At 72.0% G+C, this 22,546-nt stretch carries 23 protein-coding genes and 4 tRNA genes; 7 read left to right on the top strand and 20 right to left on the bottom strand.

Going from position 1 to position 22,546, the window contains the following annotated elements:
* Positions 1-27: 27 nt before the first annotated feature.
* The 3 genes from nusG to OG982_RS17835 form a co-directional block, all read right to left on the bottom strand.
* Positions 28-939, bottom strand: a complete 912-nt coding sequence (gene nusG, locus OG982_RS17845; RefSeq protein WP_266785574.1) for a transcription termination/antitermination protein NusG — start codon at positions 937-939, stop codon at positions 28-30.
* 84 nt (positions 940-1,023) lie between these two features.
* The gene (secE, locus tag OG982_RS17840) at positions 1,024-1,305 is read right to left on the bottom strand and encodes a preprotein translocase subunit SecE (RefSeq protein WP_030298162.1); all 282 of its coding nucleotides are present in this window, start codon (positions 1,303-1,305) and stop codon (positions 1,024-1,026) included.
* Positions 1,306-1,410: 105 nt separating this feature from the next.
* A tRNA-Trp gene (locus tag OG982_RS17835) sits at positions 1,411-1,483 on the bottom strand.
* A gap of 236 nt (positions 1,484-1,719) precedes the next feature.
* On the opposite strand from OG982_RS17835, the gene OG982_RS17830 reads away from it, so the two are divergent.
* Both OG982_RS17830 and OG982_RS17825 read left to right on the top strand, forming a co-directional pair.
* On the top strand, positions 1,720-2,946 hold the full coding sequence (locus OG982_RS17830) for a pyridoxal phosphate-dependent aminotransferase (RefSeq protein WP_266785576.1): 1,227 nt from the start codon (positions 1,720-1,722) through the stop codon (positions 2,944-2,946).
* Between the two features lie 183 nt (positions 2,947-3,129).
* A complete protein-coding gene (locus OG982_RS17825) occupies positions 3,130-4,149 on the top strand; it encodes an adenosine deaminase (protein WP_266785578.1) in 1,020 nt (339 codons plus the stop codon).
* Between the two features lie 12 nt (positions 4,150-4,161).
* Here the strand turns inward: OG982_RS17825 and OG982_RS17820 are convergent, their stop codons facing one another.
* The 10 genes from OG982_RS17820 to OG982_RS17775 all read right to left on the bottom strand — a co-directional run bounded on the left by OG982_RS17820 (position 4,162) and on the right by OG982_RS17775 (position 10,791).
* Positions 4,162-4,578, bottom strand: a complete 417-nt coding sequence (locus OG982_RS17820) for a hypothetical protein (protein WP_266785580.1) — start codon at positions 4,576-4,578, stop codon at positions 4,162-4,164.
* Positions 4,579-4,595: 17 nt separating this feature from the next.
* Positions 4,596-5,723 (bottom strand): UDP-N-acetylmuramate dehydrogenase, encoded by a 1,128-nt coding sequence (locus tag OG982_RS17815; protein WP_266791888.1) that lies wholly within the window; start codon positions 5,721-5,723, stop codon positions 4,596-4,598.
* The gene (locus OG982_RS17810) at positions 5,720-6,130 is read right to left on the bottom strand and encodes a DUF3291 domain-containing protein (protein ID WP_266785582.1); all 411 of its coding nucleotides are present in this window, start codon (positions 6,128-6,130) and stop codon (positions 5,720-5,722) included. The genes OG982_RS17815 and OG982_RS17810 overlap by 4 nt, the downstream gene beginning before the upstream one ends.
* Positions 6,131-6,163: 33 nt before the next feature.
* Entirely contained in the window at positions 6,164-7,654 is a 1,491-nt protein-coding gene (locus tag OG982_RS17805) for an MFS transporter (RefSeq protein WP_266785584.1), read from the bottom strand.
* Between the two features lie 160 nt (positions 7,655-7,814).
* Positions 7,815-8,348: a TetR/AcrR family transcriptional regulator gene (locus OG982_RS17800; protein ID WP_266785586.1), complete on the bottom strand. Its 534-nt coding sequence runs from the start codon at positions 8,346-8,348 to the stop codon at positions 7,815-7,817.
* A 991-nt stretch (positions 8,349-9,339) separates the two neighbouring features.
* Positions 9,340-9,768, bottom strand: a complete 429-nt coding sequence (locus OG982_RS17795; RefSeq protein ID WP_266785590.1) for a MaoC family dehydratase — start codon at positions 9,766-9,768, stop codon at positions 9,340-9,342.
* A 1-nt stretch (position 9,769) separates the two neighbouring features.
* Positions 9,770-10,222 carry a MaoC family dehydratase N-terminal domain-containing protein gene (locus OG982_RS17790; protein WP_266785592.1) on the bottom strand — a complete coding sequence of 151 codons (453 nt, stop codon included), beginning with the start codon at positions 10,220-10,222 and terminating at the stop codon, positions 9,770-9,772.
* Between the two features lie 121 nt (positions 10,223-10,343).
* A complete protein-coding gene (gene rpmG, locus OG982_RS17785) occupies positions 10,344-10,508 on the bottom strand; it encodes a 50S ribosomal protein L33 (protein WP_007265873.1) in 165 nt (54 codons plus the stop codon).
* An 89-nt stretch (positions 10,509-10,597) separates the two neighbouring features.
* Positions 10,598-10,670, bottom strand: a tRNA-Met gene (locus tag OG982_RS17780).
* Between the two features lie 48 nt (positions 10,671-10,718).
* Positions 10,719-10,791 (bottom strand) — tRNA-Thr (locus tag OG982_RS17775).
* 364 nt (positions 10,792-11,155) lie between these two features.
* On the opposite strand from OG982_RS17775, the gene OG982_RS17770 reads away from it, so the two are divergent.
* Complete coding sequence (locus OG982_RS17770) at positions 11,156-12,496, top strand: amidohydrolase family protein (RefSeq protein ID WP_266785594.1); 1,341 nt, start codon at positions 11,156-11,158, stop codon at positions 12,494-12,496.
* Between the two features lie 54 nt (positions 12,497-12,550).
* The gene (locus tag OG982_RS17765) at positions 12,551-13,207 is read left to right on the top strand and encodes an SDR family oxidoreductase (RefSeq protein ID WP_266785596.1); all 657 of its coding nucleotides are present in this window, start codon (positions 12,551-12,553) and stop codon (positions 13,205-13,207) included.
* Positions 13,208-13,227: 20 nt separating this feature from the next.
* Here the strand turns inward: OG982_RS17765 and OG982_RS17760 are convergent, their stop codons facing one another.
* Together OG982_RS17760 and OG982_RS17755 are read right to left on the bottom strand one after the other, a co-directional pair.
* Positions 13,228-13,626 (bottom strand): DUF3574 domain-containing protein, encoded by a 399-nt coding sequence (locus OG982_RS17760; RefSeq protein ID WP_266948866.1) that lies wholly within the window; start codon positions 13,624-13,626, stop codon positions 13,228-13,230.
* 190 nt (positions 13,627-13,816) lie between these two features.
* Positions 13,817-13,898, bottom strand: a tRNA-Tyr gene (locus OG982_RS17755).
* Positions 13,899-14,097: 199 nt separating this feature from the next.
* Here OG982_RS17755 and OG982_RS17750 point away from each other — a divergent pair.
* The 3 genes from OG982_RS17750 (at position 14,098) to OG982_RS17740 (ending at position 17,618) form a co-directional block, all read left to right on the top strand.
* Entirely contained in the window at positions 14,098-14,586 is a 489-nt protein-coding gene (locus OG982_RS17750; RefSeq protein ID WP_266785628.1) for a YajQ family cyclic di-GMP-binding protein, read from the top strand.
* Between the two features lie 275 nt (positions 14,587-14,861).
* Entirely contained in the window at positions 14,862-16,289 is a 1,428-nt protein-coding gene (locus tag OG982_RS17745; protein WP_266948865.1) for a SulP family inorganic anion transporter, read from the top strand.
* Between the two features lie 27 nt (positions 16,290-16,316).
* Positions 16,317-17,618: an APC family permease gene (locus tag OG982_RS17740; RefSeq protein ID WP_266785632.1), complete on the top strand. Its 1,302-nt coding sequence runs from the start codon at positions 16,317-16,319 to the stop codon at positions 17,616-17,618.
* A gap of 142 nt (positions 17,619-17,760) precedes the next feature.
* Here OG982_RS17740 and OG982_RS17735 read toward each other — a convergent pair whose 3' ends face one another.
* From OG982_RS17735 to OG982_RS17715, 5 genes are all read right to left on the bottom strand, one after another.
* Positions 17,761-17,898: a hypothetical protein gene (locus OG982_RS17735; RefSeq protein ID WP_266785634.1), complete on the bottom strand. Its 138-nt coding sequence runs from the start codon at positions 17,896-17,898 to the stop codon at positions 17,761-17,763.
* Between the two features lie 53 nt (positions 17,899-17,951).
* Positions 17,952-18,344, bottom strand: coding sequence for a YccF domain-containing protein (locus OG982_RS17730; RefSeq protein WP_266785636.1), 393 nt, complete (start codon positions 18,342-18,344; stop codon positions 17,952-17,954).
* A complete protein-coding gene (htpX, locus tag OG982_RS17725; protein ID WP_266785638.1) occupies positions 18,341-19,204 on the bottom strand; it encodes a zinc metalloprotease HtpX in 864 nt (287 codons plus the stop codon). The genes OG982_RS17730 and htpX overlap by 4 nt, the downstream gene beginning before the upstream one ends.
* Before the next feature lie 214 nt (positions 19,205-19,418).
* Positions 19,419-20,984: an NADH-quinone oxidoreductase subunit N gene (locus tag OG982_RS17720; RefSeq protein WP_266785640.1), complete on the bottom strand. Its 1,566-nt coding sequence runs from the start codon at positions 20,982-20,984 to the stop codon at positions 19,419-19,421.
* On the bottom strand, positions 20,981-22,540 hold the full coding sequence (locus OG982_RS17715; RefSeq protein WP_266949939.1) for a NuoM family protein: 1,560 nt from the start codon (positions 22,538-22,540) through the stop codon (positions 20,981-20,983). Before OG982_RS17715 ends, OG982_RS17720 begins: the two co-directional genes overlap by 4 nt.
* Between the last annotated feature and the right edge of the window lie 6 nt (positions 22,541-22,546).

Genomic DNA, 22,546 nt, shown 5'->3' with positions numbered 1-22,546 from the left:
CCTGTCCGGAAGCTTTGTCTCAGAAGATCAGTTCTTCTGGATCTGGTCGAAGCTGAGCTCGACCGGGGTCTCGCGGCCGAAGATCTCGACGAGACCCTTGACCTTCTTCGAGTCCGGGTTGATCTCGTTGATCGTCGCCTGCAGCGTCGCGAACGGGCCGTCGGTGACGGTGACCGAGTCGCCGACCTCGAAGTCCAGGACCTCGATGGTGCGCTTGACGGCGGGCGCGGGCAGACCGGCCTCTTCCGCGGCGGCCTTGGCGGCCTTCTCCTGCGCCTCCGGGGCGAGCATCTTGACGATCTCGTCCAGGGTCAGCGGGTACGGGTCGTACGCGTTGCCGACGAAGCCGGTGACACCAGGCGTGTTGCGGACGACGCCCCAGGACTCGTTCGTCAGATCCATGCGGACGAGAACGTAACCGGGCAGCTTGTTCTGCCGGACGTTCTTGCGCTCGCCGTTCTTGATCTGGACGATCTCTTCCTCGGGCACCTCGGCCTGGTAGATGAACTCCTCGACGTTCAGCGAGACGGCGCGCTGCTCCAGGTTGGCCTTCACGCGCTTCTCGTAGCCCGCGTAGGTGTGGATCACGTACCACTCGCCGGGGAGCAGGCGCAGCTCCTCGCGCAGGGCCTGGATCGGGTCGACGGGCTCGGCGGGGGCGGCCTCTTCGGCCTCCTCCTCGTCGGCGTCGGCCTCGGCCTCTACGTCGCCCTCGTCCTCGGCGTCGTCATCGGCAGCCTCGTCGTCGCCGGCGTCCTCAACGTCGGCGTCGGCCTCGTCCTCGACGTGCAGCGCGGCGTCCTCGGCGGCGATGCCGTCCTCGGCGTCGGCGAGCTCGGCCTCGTCGGGGTCCACAGCGTCTGCAGCCTCGACGATGTCGAGCTCGTCCTCGACGGACTCGACGGAGTCGGGGCTCACGTTCAGGTTCGGGTCAGACACGGTGGCTGCTTCTTCCTGGATACAAAAGGTGGTCGAACATGCGAAAACGGGCGGCACCCATCAAGGCGCCGCCCTCCGCGGGGATCAGCCGAAGACAAACTTGATGGCTTCCTGGAACCCATAGTCAATCACGGTCACCAGACCGATCATGATGACGACGAAGACAATCACCACGGTGGTGTACGTCGTGAGCTGGTTTCGAGTGGGCCAGACAACCTTGCGGAGTTCCGCGACGATCTGACGGTAGAACAGCGCGAGCCGGCCCAGAGGACCCTTCTTGCCGCGCTTGCCGCCCTTGCGGGCCTTCTTCTCGCGGGTGTCGTCCTCGGCGTCAGGCATGTCGATGGAGCCCAGGGCGTCCGTCACGTCTCTCACCTGAATCCGGGTCGTGGCCGTAGCCGCGCCCGGTTGCGCCGCACGGCGTTGCATCGAAGTACGTACCTGCGCACACGTCCGAGAAGGAGTGTGGAGCAGGGCCGGAGGGACTCGAACCCCCAACCGCTGGTTTTGGAGACCAGTGCTCTACCAATTGAGCTACGACCCTTTGCGTTCCCCAACCTACCGCATCCGAGCGAGTGCACGGAGTGCTCACGCTCTGGGCGATCGGCGAGGACCAACGACAGGTGAGTGTACGTGGTCCGGGCCCTGACGTCGAACAGAAGCCGCCGGGAGGTCATCCGGAGGTCGCCGCGGCATCCTCGGGGCCGCCATCCGGACCCACTTCGTCCGGTACCTGAAACGGTGTGCGGGGCTTCAGGGGCGTCTGGGACGATTGGCCACATGACCTCTGCAACGCCTTCCTCCGAGCGCCGGGTGTCCGCCCGTATCGGCGCCATTTCCGAGTCCGCGACCCTCGCCATCGACGCCAAGGCGAAGGCCCTCAAGGCCGCCGGACGCCCGGTGATCGGCTTCGCCGCGGGCGAGCCCGACTTCCCGACCCCGGACTACATCGTCGAGGCGGCGGTCGAGGCCTGCCGCAACCCGAAGTTCCACCGCTACACCCCGGCCGGCGGTCTGCCCGAGCTGAAGGCCGCGATCGCCGCCAAGACGCTGCGCGACTCCGGCTACGAGGTCGAGGCCTCCCAGGTACTGGTGACCAACGGCGGCAAGCAGGCGATCTACGAGGCGTTCGCGGCCGTCCTCGACCCGGGCGACGAGGTCATCGTCCCGGCCCCGTACTGGACGACGTACCCGGAGTCGATCCGCCTCGCGGGCGGCGTCCCGGTCGAGGTCGTCGCCGACGAGACCACCGGCTACCGCGTCTCCGTCGAGCAGCTGGAGGCCGCGCGCACCGACCGGACGAAGGTCGTCCTGTTCGTCTCCCCGTCCAACCCGACCGGCTCGGTCTACAGCGAGGCCGACGCCCGCGCGATCGGCGAGTGGGCCGCCGAGCACGGCCTGTGGGTCATGACGGACGAGATCTACGAGCACCTGGTCTACGGCGACGCGAAGTTCACCTCGCTGCCGGTGCTGGTCCCGGCCCTGCGCGACAAGTGCATCATCGTCAACGGCGTCGCCAAGACGTACGCCATGACCGGCTGGCGCGTGGGCTGGGTCATCGCCCCGCAGGACATCGTCAAGGCCGCGACGAACCTCCAGTCGCACGCCACCTCCAACGTCTCCAACGTGGCGCAGGTCGCCGCGCTGGCCGCCGTCTCGGGCAACCTCGACGCGGTCGCGGAGATGCGCAAGGCCTTCGACCGCCGCCGCCAGACGATGGTCAAGATGCTGAACGAGATCGACGGCGTCTTCTGCCCGACGCCGGAGGGCGCGTTCTACGCGTACCCCTCGGTCAAGGAGCTCCTGGGCAAGGAGATCCGCGGCAAGCGCCCGCAGACCTCGATCGAGCTGGCCGCCCTGATCCTCGACGAGGCCGAGGTCGCGGTCGTCCCGGGCGAGGCCTTCGGCACCCCGGGCTACCTCCGCCTCTCGTACGCCCTGGGCGACGAGGACCTGGTCGAGGGCGTGACCCGCGTCCAGAACCTCCTGGCCGAGGCCAAGGCCTAGAGCGGCCCGCACGACCATCCGGAGCGGCGGCACCCCACCAGGGGTGTCGCCGCTCCGGCACGTGCGGCCCCGTCGGCGTCGCGGCGCGCCCCCACACCGCCCCGGCATCAGATTCACGTTCGGGCAACATCCCGTTCAGGTAATGCGCTGCCAATCGGGTGACCGATACGGCAGGATCGCCAGATGGAGCACGCACGCGATCTCACGCTTCTGCCGAAGGCCCACCTGCACCTGCACTTCACCGGCTCGATGCGCCCATCGACCCTCCTGGAGCTCGCCGACAAGTACGGCGTGCGCCTGCCGGACGCCCTGACCGCGGGCGAGCCGCCCAAGCTCCGCGCCACCGACGAGCGCGGCTGGTTCCGCTTCCAGCGGCTCTACGACGCCGCCCGCTCCTGTCTGCGCGAGCCCGAGGACATCCGCCGCCTGGTCCGCGAGGCCGCCGAGGAGGACGTCCGGGACGGCAGCGGCTGGCTGGAGATCCAGGTGGATCCCACGTCCTACGCCCCCCTGCTCGGCGGCATGATCCCCGCCGTCGAGATCATCCTGGACGCGGTCGACGCCGCCTCCCGCGAGACCGGCCTCGGGATGCGCGTCCTGATCGCCGCGAACCGCATGAAGCACCCCCTCGACGCCCGCACCCTGGCCCGCCTCGCCGTCCGCTACGCCGACCGCGGCATCGTCGGCTTCGGCCTCTCCAACGACGAGCGCCGCGGCATGGCCCGCGACTTCGACCGGGCCTTCGCCATCGCCCGCGAGGGCGGCCTGCTCGCCGCCCCGCACGGCGGTGAGCTGACCGGGCCCTCCTCCGTCCGCGACTGCCTCGACGACCTGCACGCCGCCCGCATCGGGCACGGCGTCCGGGCCGCCGAGGACCCCCGGCTCCTCAAGCGGCTCGCCGACCGGCAGGTCACCTGCGAGGTCTGCCCGGCCTCCAACGTCGCCCTGGGGGTCTACGAACGCCCCGAGGACGTCCCGCTGCGCACCCTCTTCGAGGCCGGGGTGCCGATGGCGCTCGGCGCCGACGACCCGCTGCTGTTCGGGTCCCGGCTGGCCGCGCAGTACGAGATCGCGCGCCGCCACCACGCCTTCACCGACGCGGAACTCGCCGAGCTGGCGCGGCAGTCGGTACGCGGTTCGGCCGCGCCCGAGGACGTACAGGCGAAGCTGCTGGCCGGGATCGACCACTGGCTGGCTTCGTAGCGGGCGGCGCCGTCAGCGGGTGAGCCGCAGGTCGCCTTCCCAGCAGTCGGCCCGGACCCGGTCGCCGTCGGCGAAGCCGATCTCCAGGTGGGTGCGCCCGGTCCGCGGGGCCGCGAACTCGGCGACGGTCGCCACCGTGTCGCCGAGGTGGCGCAGGAAGGGGTGGTCGCCGAGGTCCTCGCCGACCTCGATGCGGCCCCACTCCCCCATGTCGTACGGCTCGTGCGGGGTGGCGGACTCCACGATGAGGCAGCCGTCGGACCCGGTGGTGATCCGGGTGGACTCGCCCTCGCTGTCGATCAGCCAGACGTCGAGCGGCGCCTCGGAGCGTTCGCCTTCGTAGACGTGCCAGGACGCGACGGCGCCCTGGATCTCGCGGCCCACGAGGCGGGTGGGGTCCGTGCCGGCACCGTGCCGGGGGCATTGCATGGGGGGCCGGGGCTCCTTCAGATGCTGACGCCGACCGTCACCGGTTCGTTGACCAGGGTGACACCGAAGGCCGCGTGGACGCCCGCGACGACCTCGCGGGCCAGGGTGAGGAGGTCCTCGGTGGTGGCCTCGCCGCGGTTGGTCAGCGCGAGGGTGTGCTTGGTGGAGATGCGCGCGGGGCCGGTGCCGTAGCCCTTGGTGAATCCGGCCTTGTCGATCAGCCAGGCCGCGCTGGTCTTCGTACGTCCGTCACCGGCCGGGTAGGCGGGCGGGGCGGTGTCGGGGCCGAGGCGGTCCGCGACGCGGGCGAGGAAGGCGGCGTACGCCTCGTCGCCGAGGATCGGGTTGTGGAAGAAGGAGCCGGCGGACCAGGTGTCGTGGTCGGCGGGGTCCAGCACCATGCCCTTGCCGGCGCGCAGCCGCAGCACGGTGGCGCTGGCGGTGGCGGCGGGGACCCGGTCTCCGGCCTCGACGCCGAGGGCGCGGGCGGTCTCGGGGTACTTGATCGGCGCGGACAGCCCGCCGGCGTCCTCCAGGGCGAAGCGGACGCGCAGGACGACGTACCGGTCGGGCTGGTCCTTGAAGGTGCTGTTGCGGTACGAGAACCCGCACTCGGCGGCGGTCAGCGTGACCGTCTCGCGGCGGGTGCGGTCGTAGGCGACGACCTCGGTGACGGTGTCGCAGACCTCCTGGCCGTACGCCCCGACGTTCTGGATCGGGGTGGCGCCGGCGGAGCCGGGGATTCCGGCGAGGCATTCGATGCCGGCGAGGCCCGCTTCGACCGTACGGGCGACGGCCGCGCTCCAGTTCTCCCCCGCGGCGAGCTCCAGGGTGGTGCCGGTCAGGGTGAAGCCGGTGGTCGCGATGCGCAGGGCGGTGCCGTCGAAGCCCTGGTCGCCGATGACCAGGTTGCTGCCGCCGCCGATGACGAGGAGCGGGGTTCCGCTGTCGTCGGCCGCGCGGACGGCGTCGATCACCTCGGCGTCGGTGGTCGCCGTGACGAGGCGGGCTGCGGGACCACCGAGGCGGAAGGTGGTCAGCGGGGCGAGGGGGGCGTCGTGGAGTTCCTGCACGGGGACAAGAGTACGGTCCGTGCCCCTCGCATCCCTGCGGGGCCACGGACCGTACGCGCCGGAGGCGCTCAGCCGGTCGTCCGCTGCCGGTGCCGCTGCTCGGCGAGGCGGCGCTCGGCCTCGGCCCAGCTGATGGGCAGCTCGGCGGCCGGAACGCTCCAGAAGGTGAAGACGGACTCCTTCGTGAACGCGCTCGCGGCGCGGGAGGTGGAGCGGTGCGGCTCGCTGCGGGCGAAGCGGTAGAGCGCCTCGCGGTCCTCCCACGCGGAGAGGGTGAGGAAGGTGCGGCTGAACACCCGGGCCCGCAGGGCGACGCCGTTGGCGCCGGGGGCCTTGCGGACCTGGAGGATGATCCCCGGGGTCCGGAGGAAGAACCGGAGGGCCCCGAGCAGGCCGGCGGTCTCGAAGCGGGAGGCCATGACGTAGACCTCGGCGGCGGGCTCGGGCCGCGTGGGCGTGGACCAGGGGACGTCGGGCATGGCGTGACTCCTCGGGGTCTGGTGGGTCGGCGGTCAGCGGGCGGGGATCTCGTCGGGGACCGCGCCCGTCCGGGCGCCGACGGCCGGGTACGGCTCCTCCTTCCGCTTCTTCCGCTTCTCCCCTTCCTTCTCCTTCGCGGGGAGCAGCAGGGCGAACAGCGCGGCCAGGGCGACGGCCCCGGCGCCGATCCACAGGGCGGGGACGGTGCCGTCGGTGAAGGCCTGCGGGCTCTCGTAGCCGCCCTGGGCGGAGAAGACAGTGGCCAGGACGGCGATGCCGAGGGCGCCGCCGACCTCGCGCAGGGCGCTGTTGGTGCCGGAGGCCTTGCCCTGGTCGGCGGGGGCCACGGTGGCCATCAGGGCGTAGGAGGCGGGCGCGAAGTACAGGCCCATGCCGATGCCGCTGAGGATCAGCGCGGGCAGCTGGGCGGCGTACGAGATGTCGGTGGTCAGCGTCATGGCGTACCAGACGAGGCCCGCGGCCTGGAAGGCCAGACCGGCGGAGATGACGGGGCGGCTGCCGATCCGGTCGGCGAGGATGCCCGCGATCGGGGAGAGGACCATCGGCATTCCGGTCCAGGGGAGCATCCGCAGCCCGGCCTCGGTGGGCGAGTAGCCGGCGACGCCCTGGAGGTACTGGCTGAGCAGGAAGATCGAGCCGAACATGCCGAGGAACATCAGCAGGCTGGCCATGTTGATCCCGAGGAAGCCCCGGCTGCGGAAGAGGCGCATGGGGAGCATGGGGTTGGCGTTGCGGAAGCCGTGGTGGATGAACCCGCCGACGAGTGCGACGCCGCCGATCAGGCCGGTGAGGACGGGGGCGCTGGTCCAGCCGTGGGCGTTGGCGTTGACCAGGGCGTAGACGATGCCGAAGAGGCCGCCGCTGATGAGGAGCGTGCCGGGGATGTCGAGGCGGGCGTTCGGGGCGGTGGACTCGGCGAGGCGGAGGCGGGAGAGCGGGATCAGGGCGAGGCCGACGGGAACGTTGAGCCAGAAGATCCACTGCCAGGAGATGTGCTCGGTGAGGCTGCCGCCGATGAGGGGGCCGCAGGCGACGGCGAGGCCGGTGAGGGCCCCGTTGATGCCGAGGGCCATGCCGCGCCGGGCGGCCGGGACGGCGGCGGTGAGCAGGGTGAGCGTGAGCGGCATCATCACCGCCGCGCCGACGCCCTGGACGGCGCGGGCGGCGATGAGCTCGTTGATGCCGGGCGAGAGGGCGGCCGCGGCGGAGGCGCCGGTGAAGAGGGTGAGGCCGGCGATGAAGAGCCTGCGCCGGCCGAACCGGTCACCGAGGGCGGCGCCGAGCATGAGGAGGACGGCGAAGGTGAGGGTGTAGGCGTTCACCGTCCATTCGAGATCCTCCAGCTTGCCGCCGAGATCCTCGCGGATGGCGGGGAGCGCGGTGGTGACGACGAGGTTGTCGAGGGCGGCCATGAAGCCGGCGGTTCCGGTGATGACGAGGGCCCAGACGGCGGGTCCCCTGAGGCGGGTGCCGTCGTCGATGGCGGTGTGCGTGGTGGTCACGATTCCCCCTGCAATGCTTTGTTAGTGATCGCTGACTAACTTTCGCGGCCATGAAAGCGCCGCGCGTGGAACGCGGTTCGGGCGGGCTACGCCCGCGCGGATCGGGCGGGCGCTGCACCCGCCCCCTCACCTACGGAGCACCAGCGCCCCTCCCCGAGGGCTAGCACCCCTCCCAGACCCGGTGTTCGCGCGGGAACCCGAGTGCGGAGAGCGTGTTGATGAGCATCCCGTGCGCCATGAAGTTGGTGGTCACTTCGACATCGGCCCCGAGGGGCACGTGGACGGTGTCCCACAGGTTCTCCCAGCCGGCCCTCACCAGCTCGCCGAACCCCGGCTCCCCGGCGGCCTCGGCGGCGGCGACGGTGACGTACACCTGGAGCTGCATCTGGAGCTTGTCGGGGTGATCGGCGATCAGCTTCATGTACGCCTCCCCCATGGCGACGAGCGCCTCGTCGGCACTGCGACCCTTGGCCGCCTCCTCGAAGACGAGCCGGATGTCCTCCATGCAGCGCGTGGTGGCGGCCAGGAAGATCGCCTGCTTGTTGGGGAAGAGCCGGAAGAGGTACGGCTGCGAGACCCCGACGCGCTTGGCGATCGCCTCGGTGGAGGTCCCGTAGTAGCCGCCGCGCGCGAACTCGTGCATCGCCGCGCGAATGACGCTCTCGCGCCGCTCTTCTGCGCTCATCCTTGCCATGGTTCAAAGTTAGTGCTCAATCACTAACTCCGTCAACCGGGGCGGTGTACGCACACGCTTGCGGCTGCGGGGGCTGCGGCTGCGGCTGCGGGGGCTGCGGCTGCGGCTGCGGCTGCGGCTGCGGCTGCGGGGCTACGGCTACAGCACGGCTGCGGCTGGCGTTCGGCCGCCGGCCGGGTACTGGGCTGAGCTACAAACGTGACCTGCAAGAAGAGGGCCGCTGGGGGCTGGGCTGAGCCGTCACCTGCCGGTTCGAGCGTGGAGACCGACCCACACCCACGGCCGGCAGCGCTTCCACTGCCACGTGCCCACGAGGACGGAAGAGCGGGCGCGACCACCCAGAGCGCCCAGAGCACCCAGGTCGACCCAGCACCCAGGCCGGCCAGGCGCCCAGGCCGACCAGGCCGGCCGGACACGGCGGCTGGGGCCGGCCGGACACGGCGGCTGGGGCCGGCCGGACACAGCGGCTGGAGTCGGCCGGACACGGCGGCTGGAGTCGGCTGGGGCCGGGGGACCACTCCCCCAACCCAGCCGACCCAGTGGTCTCCTACGGAGGCACGGGCGAACCGTGCCGCACGAAAGGAGCCGCACCCGGGACGGGCCGCCATCACGGGTGCTCGAACCGGCAGGTGACGTCCCAGCCGAGCCCCCGGCGGCCCTCTTCTTGCAGGTCACGTTTGTAGCTCAGCCCACCACCGCACCCGGCAGCCGAGCACGCGCCGGAACCGAGGCCCACACACCGGCGCCGCCGGGCCGAGCAGCCAAGGAGCGACGAACGTCACTCTGGATCAACCCCGGCCAAGGCGGCCGACCAGGGCAGTCGGCCGGGACAACCGGCCGGGACAGCCGACCAGGACAGCCAGCCGGGACAGCCGACCACGACAGCCGACCGCGAGACCCGGGCGGGACGCTCAGGTCCCGCCCACACCCGCCCGCACCGCACCGCCCGCACCGCCTGCACCACCCGCCCGGCACCCGCCCGCCCCAGGCCTCAGCCCAGCTGGACGACCGCGCGGGACATCCCCAGGACCTTCTGGCCCGCGCTCATCGCCGTCAGGTCCACGCGGACGCGGTTGTCGTCGAGCTTCGCGGCCACCTTCGCCGAGACCTCGATCACCGCGCCCCGCTCGTCGTTCGGGACCACGACCGGCTTGGTGAACCGCACGCCGTACTCCACGACCGCGCCCGGGTCGCCCACCCAGTCGGTGACGACGCGGATCGCCTCGGCCATCGTGAACATGCCGTGCGCGATCACGTCCGGCAGCCCGACCTCCGTGGCGAACTTCTCGTTCCAGTGGATCGGGTTGAAGTCACCCGACGCACCCGCGTACCGCACCAGCGTGGCGCGCGTCACCGGGAAGGAGCCCGACGGCAGTTCGGTGCCGACCTCGACGTCGGCGTACTGGATCTGCGCAGTCATCTCAGGCCTCCTCGGGGGCGCGGGACACGAGCTTCGTCCACGCCGTCACCACGTGCTCGCCGGTCTCGTCGTGGACCTCGCCGCGGATGTCGATGATGTCGTTGCCGGCCATCGACTTCACGGCCTCGATCGTGGAGGACACCGACAGGCGGTCACCGGCCCGCACCGGGCGGGAGTACGCGAACTTCTGGTCGCCGTGCACGACGCGGCTGTAGTCCAGACCCAGCTGCGGGTCCTCGATGACCTGGCTCGCCGCCGCGAAAGTGATGGCAAACACAAAAGTCGGAGGGGCGATCACATCCAGGTGACCGAACGCCTTGGCCGCCTCGGGGTCGGTGTAGACGGGATTGGCGTCACCCACCGCTACCGCGAATTCGCGGATCTTCTCCCTGCCGACCTCGTACGGATCGGTGGGCGGGTAGCTCCGCCCCACGAAGGACTGGTCGAGCGCCATGGCTCACTACCTCCTGATTGAACGGACACGAAAACAAAGGCGACCGCCGAAACGACACAAGGCCGCCCCCAATGAAGGGGACGACCTCATGACGGTGCCTGTATTCGAGACTTCGCTGGGGTCAGCGGGTCTCGCGGTGCGCGGTGTGCGAGTTGCAGCGCGGGCAGTGCTTCTTCATCTCCATGCGGTCCGGGTTGTTACGCCGGTTCTTCTTGGTGATGTAGTTCCGCTCCTTGCACTCCACGCAGGCCAGCGTGATCTTCGGGCGGACGTCGGTGGCAGCCACGTGAGTGCTCCTTGACGGACAATTGGGACGGATGAACGCATACAAGAGTAGCCGACCGGGAGACCGACCCCGCAATCGGCTACTATGTGTAGCGGCGACCGGACTTGAACCGGTGACACAGCGATTATGAGCCGCTTGCTCTACCGACTGAGCTACGCCGCTTTGATGTGATCAGCTCCCCACCCGAGGGCGGGGAACCTCTCTCACCAGAGCCCCAATGCGGAATCGAACCGCAGACCTTCTCCTTACCATGGAGACGCTCTACCGACTGAGCTATTGGGGCGAGCGAGGAAGACATTACACGGTTGCGCGCCCATCGCCCAAATCCTTTGGGGGGACCGGGCTCCGAGGGGGTCCGCCGGTGATTCCCGATCAAGGACCAGACGCCTCCCGGGCCGATTTCGGCCCCTTTTGTGACCGGGCTCACCACCAGCCCCAATCATCAACCCCAGCCACCACCCGCGCACCACCACCACGCCGGGCGGCCCCGCACGCGCCGGGGCGCGTGTGCACCACACCGGTACGACTATTGCGCTCTTCCCTGAAGCGGGCACCCCCGCGCCCTAGGCTCTGAGCACGCTGCGTGATCTTGGGCCCCTCGGCCACGGCCACGGCCCAGGAACCGCCCGAGCCACCGCAGGAGCGCGATGTCCGACAGCCAGCCGCAGCAGCCGTCCCACTCCCCGCGCAGCGGCCGCGGCGGCGAGGGCGGCGGCGCCGGGAACCTCCGCCCGGCCGGCCAGGGAGGCAAGGGGAGCCAGGGGGGCAGCGGGAACGCGGCCGCCGCCGAGTCCACCACCCTGTTGCTCGCCGGGGCCCGCCTCACCGACGGCCGCACCGTCGACGTCCGGCTCAGCGGCGGCCGGATCCAGGCCGTCGGCACCGCGGGCAGCCTCCCCGCCCCCGCCCTCTCCCGCGTGGACCTCGGCGGCTACCTGCTGCTCCCGGCCCCCGCCGAGCCGCACGCCCACGGGGACACCGCCCTGACGGCCGACGGCGAGGGGCCGGTCTCGTACACGCCCGACGAGGTTCAGCGCCGCGCCACCGAGGCGGCCCTGCTCCAGCTCGGCCACGGCGCCACGGCCGTACGGTCCCACGTGCGGATCGGCGACATGCACGGCCTCGGCCCCATGGAGGCCGTGCTCCAGGCGCGCCGCTCGCTGCGCGGGCTCACCGACCTCACCGCCGTCGCGGTGCCCCGCCTGCTCACCGGCGTGGCCGGCGCCGACGGGCTCGCCATGCTGCGCGACGCCGTGAAGATGGGCGCTGCGGTGATCGGCGGCTGCCCGGACCTGGACCCCGACCCGACCGGCTTCCTCGAAGCCGTCCTGGAACTCGCCGCCGAGCACGGCTGCCCCGTGGACCTGCACACGGACGGTGACGATCCGGGCCGCCTCGCGCGGCTCGCGGCGATGTCCGGCGGGCTGCGCCCCGGGGTCACCATCGGCCCCTGCGGCGGCCTGTCCCGGCTCCCGCTGGACGTGGCGCACCGGGCCGCCGACCAGCTGGCCGCGGCCGGGGTACGGGTGACCTGCCTGCCCCAGGGCGACTGCGCGGCCCTGGAGCGCCGCGGCCTGCGCACCGCGCCCGTGCGGCTGCTGCGCGCCGCCGGGGTCCGGGTCGCGGCCGGGAGCGGGGCGCTGCGGGACGCCGGGAACCCGGTCGGCCGCGGGGATCCGCTGGAGGCGGCGTACCTGCTGGCCTCCCAGGGCGGGCTGCGGCCCGCCGAGGCCTACGCGTCGGTCAGCGGCGCCGCCCGCGAGGCGATGGGGCTGCCGGAGGTGCGGGTGGAGGCCGGCTTCCCGGCGGAGCTGCTCGCCGTGCGCGGGGACCGGATCGCGGGGGTGCTGTCCCTGGCGTACAGCCGGATCGTGATCCACCGGGGCCGGGTGGTAGCCCGTACGAGTGCCGTGCGGGAGTACTGCGACTCCGCCGTCGCGGTGGCCCTGGACCTGCCCCGGCAGGGCCGTATGGAGCCCGGTCCCTGAGCGTTCGCCCGCCGTTCGCGGGCGTGCGCGCCCGGCTCGTCGTACGGTCGGGACATGCGCATCGTCATCGCGGGTGGACACGGTCAGATCGCGCTGCGGCTGGAGCGGCTGCTCTCCGCACGCGGGTACGAGGTCGCGGGCATCATCCGCGATCCGGCGCAGGGCGACGACCTCAGGGAAGTGGGCGCCGAACCGGTGCTGTGCGACCTGGAGTCGGCCTCGGTGGAGCACGTGGCGGGGATCCTGCAGGGCGCGGACGCGGCGGTGTTCGCGGCCGGCGCGGGTCCGGGCAGCGGCGTGGCCCGCAAGGACTCCGTGGACCGGGGCGCGGCGGTGCTGTTCTCCGACGCCGCCGAACGGGCGCGGGTGCGCCGCTTCCTGATGGTCTCTTCGATGGGCGCGGACGCCTGGCACGAGGGTGACGACGTGTTCGACGCCTATCTGCGGGCCAAGGGCGAGGCCGACGACCACGTCCGGACCCGGCTGGGTCTGGAGTGGACGGTGCTGCGCCCCGGCTCGCTGCTCGACGACGCGGGCCGGGGCCTGGTCCGGTTGGGGGCGCGGACGGGGCGCGGGTCGGTCCCGCGCGACGACGTGGCCGCGGTGCTGGCGGAGCTGATCGAGACTCCGGCGACGGCCGGTCTGACGCTGGAGCTGGTCTCCGGGTCGACGCCGGTCGAGGTGGCCGTGAAGGACGTCGCGGGGAACTGAGCGCCGTCCTGTTCACGGGGTCAGAACTCGGCGCTCACCTTGTCGTCGGACCGGCCGACCGAGTCCTGACGGTACTGGTCCTCGTACGCCTGCCGGATCCGCTCGATGCGCACGCCGCGCTCCTCGGCCTCCTTCTCCGGGTAGAGGAGGACCAGTTCGTACGAGGTCTCGCGGATGGTCTTCCCGTCCTGGCCGCGCCACTGGCCACGGCCGTCGTGGAGGGTGAGGCCCTCGGGGAAGGCGGGGGTGATCTCCCGGTCCAGGAAGCGGAGGAACTCCGGTTCCGCGACGGGGGGCAGGCCGTCGGGGCGGGCGGTGCCGAAGTAGAGCCGGGTCTCTTGGTACGGCTGCCCGACGTGCTGGTCCAGTGCCGCTCCCACCAGGGCCGGGATGCCGGCGCCGAGCAGGGCGAGGAGCACCCCGCCGCCCGCTTTGCCACGTGTGTCCGAAGTCCATTTCACGCCGGGAGAACGACCGGACGCCTGCATCGGTGCGGCCGGAGCGGCCGATGGGGTGACTGCGCCCTGGCGGGCAGGTACGGCGGCCGCGGGCGACAACGAGAAGACCCCCGCCACTGCGCTTCCGCAGTAACGGGGGTCTTGCATCGCGTGGCGGCGCCAGGGTTCGAACCTGGGTAGGCTGAGCCGGCAGATTTACAGTCTGCTCCCTTTGGCCACTCGGGCACACCGCCAAGATTGCTGCCATTTTTCCGCCTTTCGGCGGCGCTCCCTGGCAACGACGTAAACGATACCTGATGTCCGGGGGTGCTTCGCCACCTGATTGATCAGCGCTCCCGGCGGGCGTGGTGGCTAGGCTTTGCCGAGCGGGCCGGGGATGTCCGGCCGCGCCCTCCGGGGCACAACACAGCCGATTTCAAGGAGCCACAGCACATGGCCGACTCCAGTTTCGACATCGTCTCGAAGGTCGAGCGGCAGGAGGTCGACAACGCCCTCAACCAGGCCGCCAAGGAACTCTCGCAGCGCTACGACTTCAAGGGCACCGGCGCCTCGATCGCCTGGTCCGGCGACAAGATCCTGATGGAGGCGAACTCCGAGGAGCGCGTCAAGGCCGTTCTCGACGTCTTCGAGACCAAGCTGGTCAAGCGCGGGATCTCGCTCAAGGCGCTCGACGCCGGCGAGCCGCAGCTGTCCGGCAAGGAGTACAAGATCTTCGCCAGCATCGAGGAGGGCATCTCCCAGGAGAACGCCAAGAAGGTCGCGAAGATCATCCGGGACGAGGGCCCCAAGGGCGTCAAGGCCCAGGTCCAGGGCGAGGAGCTGCGCGTCAGCTCCAAGAGCCGCGATGACCTCCAGGCCATCCAGCAGCTCCTCAAGGGCAAGGACCTGGACTTCGCGATCCAGTTCGTGAACTACCGCTGATCAGCGTCTTCGACCTGCGCGCACGCCGCTAGAGCAGCCCCGCGGGGCACACGGGGGCACAGCAGGGGCACAGCGCCGGGGCCCGCCTCGACGACCGCCCTGGCCGTGCCCCCATTGGCGTTTCCCGGCCCCCCGGCCACGGGTGCGCGCAAGGGTGTGTGCGGGGCGTGCGCGGCGCATGCTCCTTCCCGGGCTCCCTGTGGTCACTAGGCGTGGGCGGATGCGCCCAGCACGCTGGGTGTCATCCATCACACCGTGTGGCAGGGGGTTCTCGCATGCCTGGGGCCGGTAGTTTCCGCGAAGACTTCGGGGCGTCCGTGGTCGTCGCACTGGTGGCGCTACCGCTCTGTGTCGGGGTGGCCGTCGCCTCCGGGGTGCCGGCCGAGCTGGGGATCGTCACCGGGGTGGTCGGCGGACTGGTCACCGGGTGGTTCCGGGGGAGTTCGCTCCAGGTCAGCGGCCCGGCCGCGGGGCTGACCGTGCTCGTCTACGAGGCGGTGCACGCGTACGGCCTGGCCGCGCTCGGGGTACTGGTGCTGGCGGCGGGCGTGCTGCAACTGGGCATGGGCGTGCTGCGGCTCGGGCGGTGGTTCCGGGCGATCTCCGTCGCCGTCGTGCACGGGATGCTGGCCGGGATCGGGCTCGTGCTGATCGCCGGGCAGCTGTACGCGCTGGGCGGTGTCCCGGCACCCGGGGACACCCTGGGCAAGCTCGGAGGGATGACCGAGCTCGGCGGGCGGGCCGACTGGGCCGCCGTGGCGCTGGGCGCCGCGACCGTGGCCGTCCTGGTGGCGTGGCGGCGCGTACCGGACCGGCTGCGCCTCGTACCGGGCGCGCTGGTCGGGGTGGCGGCCGCCACCGGCGCGGCCGTACTGCTGGAGCTGCCCGTGGCGAAGGTGCGGGTCACGGGGGTGCTGGAGGCCGTGTCCCCGCCCGCCTGGGGGGACTTCGGAGTGCTGGCCTCCGTCGGGGTCGTCGGGACGGTGGTCGCGCTCGCGCTGATCGCCTCCGCCGAGACGCTGTTCAGCGCCGCCGCCGTGGACCGGATGCACGATGGGGACCGCACCGACTACGACCGCGAACTCGTCGCCCAGGGCTTCGGCAACGCCGTCTGCGGGCTGCTCGGGGCGCTGCCGATGACCGCCGTGATCGTGCGCAGCGCCGCGAACGTGGAGGCCGGGGCACGCACCCGCGCGGCCCGGATCATGCACGGCGGCTGGCTGCTGCTGTTCGCCGTGGCACTCCCCCAGGCCCTGGAGGTGGTGCCGCTCGCCGCGCTCGCCGGGGTGCTGCTGCACGCCGGCTGGAAGCTGCTGCCGGCCCGGGCGGTGGCCGTCCTGTGGCGGACGCACCGGGGCGAGGCGGTGGTGCTGGTGGCGACGGCCGCCGCGATCGTGGCCACCAACCTCTTCGAGGGCGTGCTCATCGGCCTGGGACTGGCCGTCGCCAAGGCCGCCTGGGAAACCTCCCACGTGCACGTCGAGGAGGTGTGGGAGGGCGATGAGCTGTGCGTCCGCGTCCTGGGAAACGCCAGCTTCCTGCGGCTGCCGAAGCTGCTGGACGCCCTGGAGGCGCTGCCGCACGGGCCGTCGGTGCGGCTCGACCTGAGCGGACTGCGCCACCTCGACCACGCCTGCCTGACCGCGCTCGACGGCTGGGAGCGCAACCGGCCGCCGCTGCCCGGCCGGGAGGGCGTCGCCTGACCTGCCCGGCGGACGGAGCGCGACGGCATGCGGACGGGATCCCGGCACGTCATCCGGCCCGGCTACCCTCCGCCCGTGGACAACGAGTTGAAGCGCACCCTGGGGGTCCGCGACGCGGTCGTCGTCGGGCTGGGCGCGATGGTCGGGGCCGGCATCTTCGCCGCGCTCGCCCCGGCGGCGCGCGCGGCGGGCCCGGCCGGGGGCGCGCTCCTCGGCGCCCTGGCCCTGGCGGCGGTCGTGGCCTACTGCAACGCGCGTTCCTCGGCGCGGCTGGCCGCCCGCCATCCGGCCTCCGGCGGGACGTACGTGTACGGGCGCGAGCGGCTCGGCCCCTTCTGGGGGTACCTGGCGGGCTGGGGTTTCGTGGTCGGCAAGACCGCGTCCTGCGCGGCGATGGCGCTCACGGTCGGGGCGTACGTCTGGCCGGGGCAGCAGCACGCGGTGGCCGTCGCGGCGGTGGTGGCGCTGACCGCGGCGAGCTACGGCGGCGTGCAGAAGTCCGCCCGGATCGCGCGGGTGATCGTGGCGGTGGTGCTGGCGGTGCTGGCCGGGGTCGTCGTGGTGTGCCTGTCCTCCGGCGCGGCCGACGCCGGACGGCTGGGCGGCGGGGCCGCCGGGGGCTGGTCCGGGGGCGGACTGTTGCAGGCGGCCGGGCTGCTGTTCTTCGCCTTCGCCGGCTACGCCCGGATCACCACCCTGGGTGAGGAGGTGCGCGATCCGGAGCGCACGATCCCGCGGGCGGTGCCGATCGCCCTGGGGATCGCCCTGTGCGTGTACGCCGCGGTCACGGTGGCGGCGCTGTCGGTGCTGGGCGCCGACGGTCTGGCGGGGTCCGCGGCCCCGCTGGCCGACGCCGTGCGCGCGGCCGGATGGCCCGGACTGGCCCCCGTCGTCCGGGTGGGCGCGGCGCTGGCCGCGCTGGGTTCACTGCTCGCGCTGCTGCTCGGGGTGTCGCGGACCACCCTGGCGATGGCCCGGGACGGCCATCTCCCGCGCGCGCTGGCCGCCGTACATCCCCGGTATCAGGTGCCGCACCATGCGGAGCTGGCCGTGGGCGCGGTGGTGGTGGCGCTCGCGGCGACCGGTGATCTGCGGGGCGCGATCGGCTTCTCCTCTTTCGGAGTGCTGGCCTACTACGCGATCGCGAACGCCTCCGCGTGGACTCTCGGTTCAGCTGTCAAGGGCCGTGCCGTGGCAGCGGTCGGGCTGTCCGGCTGTGTGGTGCTGGCCTGCGCGCTGCCGGCCGCTTCGGCGGTCGCGGGTGCGGCGGTGCTGGCGCTGGGCGCGGTGACCTACGGGGTGCGCGCGCGGCTCACGCGCGGGGCCTGAACGCCCGGCGCGCAAGGCCCGCGGCCTGGAATCACGGCCTGGGACCCCGACCTGGAGCCACCTCGGGCCGGAGCTTCCCGGCCGCGTCGGAGGCCGAACCCGCGCTCCGCGGCGCGGAGACGGCGGCCCCCGGGCCGGGGCGTCACGCCCGCCCGGATATGTCCTCGGCCGCGGTCGGCGCACCGGCGCCGGGTGACCCCGGCAGCCGGTTCCCCTGGCCGCGCGCGGAGTTGCGTACGCGGTGTGCGCCTTGCATCGGCAACTGCTCGGTCCCGTTCATGTGTTCATGGTGACCGACGCCACTGACAATCGCCCCGACCTGCGCTTCTGCGCTCAGCGGGAGGCGAACGGTGCGTCCGTCGGGACGATTTCACGGCCGAGCGGGAGCAGGGACAGCGGGACCATCTTGAAGTTGGCGATGCCGAAGGGGATGCCGATGATCGTGACGCAGAGGGCGATGCCGGTGACGATGTGGCTCAGGGCCAGCCACCAGCCGGCCAGGAGCAGCCACAGGACGTTGCCGATGCAGGAGCCGGCGCCCGCGTCGCGGCGCTCGACCGTGGTGTAGCCGAAGGGCCAGAGGGCGTAGACGGCGATGCGGAAGGCCGCGATGCCGAACGGGATGCCGATGATGGTGATGCAGAGGAGCACACCCGCCAGGCAGTAGCCGAGGAACAGCCAGACGCCGCTGAGTATGAGCCAAATGACGTTCAGGATTGTCTTCACTGCCGGTGTCCTGCCATCTGTTCGAGCCGGGCGATCCGCTCGGCCATCGGGGGGTGGGTCGAGAACATCCGCGAGAGGCCCTCGCCCGGTCGGAAGGGGTTCGCGATCATCATGTGGCTCGCGGTCTCCAGGCGGGGCTCCGGCGGCAGCGGGAGCTGCTTGGTGCCCGCGTCCAGTTTGCGCAGGGCGCTGGCCAGCGCGAGCGGGTCGCCCGTGAGCTGGGCGCCGGACGCGTCGGCCTCGTACTCGCGCGAGCGGCTGATCGCGAGCTGGATCACGGACGCCGCGATGGGGCCCAGGATCATGATCAGCAGCATACCCAAGAGGCCCGGGCCCTCATCGTCGCTCGACCGGCCGACCGGGATCAGCCAGGCGAAGTTCACCAGGAACATGATCACGGAGGCCAGGGCTCCGGCGACCGAGGAGATGAGGATGTCCCGGTTGTAGACGTGGCTCAGTTCGTGCCCGATGACGCCGCGCAGCTCGCGCTCGTCGAGGATGCGCAAGATCCCCTCCGTGCAGCAGACCGCGGCGTTGCGCGGGTTGCGGCCGGTGGCGAAGGCGTTGGGGGCCTCGGTCGGGGAGATGTAGAGCCGGGGCATGGGCTGGCGCGCGGACGTGGAGAGTTCGCGCACCATGCGGTAGAGCGCGGGGGCCTCGAACTCGCTGACGGGACGGGCGCGCATCGCGCGTAGAGCCAGCTTGTCGCTGTTCCAGTACGCGTAGGCGTTGGTCCCGAGGGCGATCAGGACGGCGACGATCAGGCCGGTCCGCCCGAAGAAGCTCCCGATGACGATGATGAGTGCGGACAGCCCGCCCAGGAGTACGGCGGTCTTCAGCCCGTTGTGCCGGCGGTGCACGGTACGCCCTCCAAATGGTGCGGCAGGGGAGCCCCGTCATGGATTTGAGGGTCTACGGTCCAGTGGACCCTCCCTTCCTGGTCAACGCGAGGTGAGCGCGGCAGGTTCCCCGAGCACGCCGGGGCCGCCGCCCCTGGGGCGGGGGCGGCGGGCGGCTTCGGGCGTTACGCCGTACGGGTGAGGGCGGGCGGCCGCGGGGCGGGCGCCGCGCGGCCTACTGCGGGAACAGGCTGCCCGAGGCGAAGCGCAGGACCAGCTGCGGGGCGCCAGAGAGCACCACGGCGGTGACGGCGGTGAGGACGATGGCGGCCGTGACCGGCAGCGGGACCCGCGTACGGGCGGAGGCGGCGCCGGCGGCCGGGGCGACGCCCTCCTCGGGGGCGCGGAAGAGCAGCGCCGTCCAGCGCAGGTAGTAGTAGAGGGCGATCACGACGTTGATGGCCATGATCACGGCCAGCCAGCCCAGGCCCGCGTCGACGGCGGACTGGAAGACGGTGACCTTGGCGAAGAGCCCGATGATGCCGGGCGGCAGCCCGGCCAGGCAGAGCAGGAAGAAGGCCAGCGAGAGGGCGGCGAGCGGGCGCTGCGCGTACAGGCCCCGGTAGTCGCTGAGGCGCTGCCGGGGCTTCGTACGGGCGACCAGAGCGGCCACGGCGAAGGCGCCGAGGTTCACGGCGGCGTACATCAGCGCGTAGGCGACGGTGGAGCCGATCTGGTCGCGGTCTGAGTAGGCGGCGGCCGCGATCGGGACCAGCAGGTAGCCGGCCTGGCCGACCGAGGACCAGGCGAGCAGCCGTACGGCGCCGTTCACGCGGTCCGCGGACTGGCGCAGCGCGGCCGCGTTGCCGAGCGTCATGGTGAGCGCGGCGAGGACGGCGAGGGCCGGGCCCCAGATGTCGGAGTACGCCGGGAAGGCGATCACGGTGACGAGGATGAGGCCGGTGAAGCCGACGGCCTTGCCGATCACCGACAGGTAGCCGGCGATGGGCAGGGGCGCGCCGACGTACGTGTCCGGGACCCAGAAGTGGAAGGGGACCGCCGCGGTCTTGAAGGCGAAGCCGACGAGGGTGAGCGCGACGCCCGCCATGGCGAGGGTGTCGAGCTGCCCGGGGACGTCTTCGAGGCGGTCGGCGACCTGGGTGAGGTGCAGCGATCCGGTGACGGCGTAGACGAAGCTGACGCCCATCAGCGAGACGGCGGTGGCGGTGACGGAGGACAGGAAGAACTTGAGGGCGGCCTCGGAGGAGAGCCGGTCGCCGCGGCGCATGCCGACGAGGGCGAAGGCGGGCAGCGAGGCGACTTCGAGGGCCACGATCAGGGTGGCGAGGTCGCGGGAGGCGGGCAGCAGGGCCGCGCCGGCCGCCGAGGAGAGCAGCAGGAACCAGTACTCGCCGGCCGGCATGCGGGTGTCGCGGACGGCGGTCACCGACAGCAGGGCGGTGACCAGGGCGCCGGCCAGTACGAGGAACTGGATGACCAGCGTGAAGTGGTCGGCGGTGTAGCTGCACGCGGCGGGGTCGGTGGTCAGGCAGAACGTGGCGCGGTCCCCGGGGCGCAGCGGCAGCAGGCTGAGGGTCGCGGCGGCCAGGCCGGCCACGGAGATCCAGCCGAGCAGCGGCTTGCGCTCCTCCCCAACGAAGAGGTCGGCGACGAGTACGGCGAGGCCGACGGCGGCGGCGATGACCACGGGTGCGATGGCGAGCCAGTCGACGGACTGGACCAGGCTCGGGGTCCCGGCGGGCGCGGCGGCGAGGGCGGGAACGGCGGACAGGACCGTCATGAGTTGCCTCCGGCGAGGAGCTTCTGGACGGCCGGATCGGTGAGGCCGAGGAGGACGGCGGGCCACAGGCCGGCGAGGACGGTGAGGGCGACCAGCGGGGTCCAGGCGGCGAACTCGTAGTGCTGGATGTCCGGGAGGGCCGCCGGGGCGGCGCTCTTGGCCTTCGGGTCGCCCATGCAGACGCGCCGTACGACGATCAGCAGGTAGGCGGCGGTGAGCAGGGTGCCGAAGGCGCCGATGGCCGTGTACGTGAGGAACGCTGGCCGGGACAGTCCCTCGGCCGGGTCGAACGCGCCGAACAGGGCGAGCATCTCGCCCCAGAATCCGGCCAGGCCCGGCAGGCCGAGCGAGGCGACGGCGGCGAAGGCGAGGAACGCGCCGAGGCGGGGGGCGCGGCCGTAGAGCGCCGCGCCGGTGGCCCCGGCGAGGGTGTCGAGGTCGGCGGTTCCGTAGCGGTCCTTGAGGGCGCCGACCAGGAAGAAGAGGAGGCCGGTGATCAGGCCGTGGGCGATGTTGGCGAAGAGCGCGCCGTTGACGCCGGTGGGGCTCATGGACGCGATGCCGAGGAGCACGAAGCCCATGTGGCCGACGGAGGAGTACGCGATGAGGCGCTTGAGGTCGCCCTTGTTGCCGTGGCGCGCGAGCGCGAGGCAGGCGAGGGATCCGTAGACGATGCCGGTGGTGGCGAAGGCGCCCAGGTACGGGGCGAAGGTCTGCATGCCGTCGGGCGTGATGGGGAGCAGGATGCGGACGAAACCGTAGGTGCCCATCTTCAGCAGGACGCCCGCGAGCAGGACGGACCCGACGGTGGGGGCGGCGGTGTGGGCGTCCGGCAGCCAGCTGTGCAGCGGCCACATCGGGGTCTTCACGGCGAGGCCGATGCCGATGGCCAAGACGGCCAGGAGCTGGGTGGTGTGGGTCAGTTCGCGGCCGTTGTCAGAGGCGAGTGCCACCATGTCGAACGTGCCGCTGTTCAGTCCGATCAGCAGCAGACCGAGCAGCATGACGACGGAGCCGAGGAGCGTGAAGAGGATGAACTTCCAGGCGGCGGCCTGCCGCTGAGCACCGCCCCAGCGGGCGATGAGGAAGTACATCGGGATGAGGACCATCTCGAAGGCGAGGAAGAACAGCAGCAGGTCGAGGACGGCGAAGGTCGCGAGGGTGCCGGATTCGAGGACGAGGAGCAGTGCGATGAAGGCCTTCGGGGAAGGGCCTTCGGGGAGCTTGAAGTAGCTGTAGAGCGCGCAGAGGAAGAACAGCAGCGCGGTCATCAGGAGGAGGGGGAGCGAGATGCCGTCGATGCCGAGGTGGATCCGGACGTCCAGCGCCGGGATCCAGCTGATGTCCGTCGTCGCCTGGAAGCGGGACGGGGCGTCGTGGTCGAAGCCCAGGGTGAGGGCGATCGCCGCGGCGAGGATCACGCCGGTCACGGTCACGCCGTGGCGCAGCACGGCCTGTTCGGGGCTCTTGCCCTTGAGCCCGGGCGGGGCCGGCAGGAGGGCCGCGACGGCGCCGAGGAGCGGTGCGGCCACGATGAACGCCAGAAGGAACTGCATCACGGA

Origin of the sequence: Streptomyces sp. NBC_01551, assembly GCF_026339935.1 — a bacterium.
In the GTDB taxonomy this organism is placed as follows: domain Bacteria; phylum Actinomycetota; class Actinomycetes; order Streptomycetales; family Streptomycetaceae; genus Streptomyces.
The sequence above is the reverse complement of the archived record's forward strand: the minus strand, read 5'-3'. Positions and strand labels throughout refer to the sequence as shown.

Bases quoted from the DNA above. Each gene is read 5' to 3' on its own strand.
- OG982_RS17830 (WP_266785576.1), top strand. From the start codon at position 1,720: ATGACCTCTGCAACGCCTTCCTCCGAGCGCCGGGTGTCCGCCCGTATC.
- OG982_RS17825 (WP_266785578.1), top strand. From the start codon at position 3,130: ATGGAGCACGCACGCGATCTCACGCTTCTGCCGAAGGCCCACCTGCAC.
- OG982_RS17820 (WP_266785580.1), bottom strand. From the start codon at position 4,578: ATGCAATGCCCCCGGCACGGTGCCGGCACGGACCCCACCCGCCTCGTG.
- OG982_RS17810 (WP_266785582.1), bottom strand. From the start codon at position 6,130: ATGCCCGACGTCCCCTGGTCCACGCCCACGCGGCCCGAGCCCGCCGCC.
- OG982_RS17800 (WP_266785586.1), bottom strand. From the start codon at position 8,348: ATGGCAAGGATGAGCGCAGAAGAGCGGCGCGAGAGCGTCATTCGCGCG.
- OG982_RS17795 (WP_266785590.1), bottom strand. From the start codon at position 9,768: ATGACTGCGCAGATCCAGTACGCCGACGTCGAGGTCGGCACCGAACTG.
- OG982_RS17790 (WP_266785592.1), bottom strand. From the start codon at position 10,222: ATGGCGCTCGACCAGTCCTTCGTGGGGCGGAGCTACCCGCCCACCGAT.
- OG982_RS17770 (WP_266785594.1), top strand. From the start codon at position 11,156: ATGTCCGACAGCCAGCCGCAGCAGCCGTCCCACTCCCCGCGCAGCGGC.
- OG982_RS17765 (WP_266785596.1), top strand. From the start codon at position 12,551: ATGCGCATCGTCATCGCGGGTGGACACGGTCAGATCGCGCTGCGGCTG.
- OG982_RS17750 (WP_266785628.1), top strand. From the start codon at position 14,098: ATGGCCGACTCCAGTTTCGACATCGTCTCGAAGGTCGAGCGGCAGGAG.
- OG982_RS17745 (WP_266948865.1), top strand. From the start codon at position 14,862: ATGCCTGGGGCCGGTAGTTTCCGCGAAGACTTCGGGGCGTCCGTGGTC.
- OG982_RS17740 (WP_266785632.1), top strand. From the start codon at position 16,317: ATGCGGACGGGATCCCGGCACGTCATCCGGCCCGGCTACCCTCCGCCC.
- OG982_RS17735 (WP_266785634.1), bottom strand. From the start codon at position 17,898: ATGAACGGGACCGAGCAGTTGCCGATGCAAGGCGCACACCGCGTACGC.
- OG982_RS17720 (WP_266785640.1), bottom strand. From the start codon at position 20,984: ATGACGGTCCTGTCCGCCGTTCCCGCCCTCGCCGCCGCGCCCGCCGGG.
- OG982_RS17715 (WP_266949939.1), bottom strand. From the start codon at position 22,540: ATGCAGTTCCTTCTGGCGTTCATCGTGGCCGCACCGCTCCTCGGCGCC.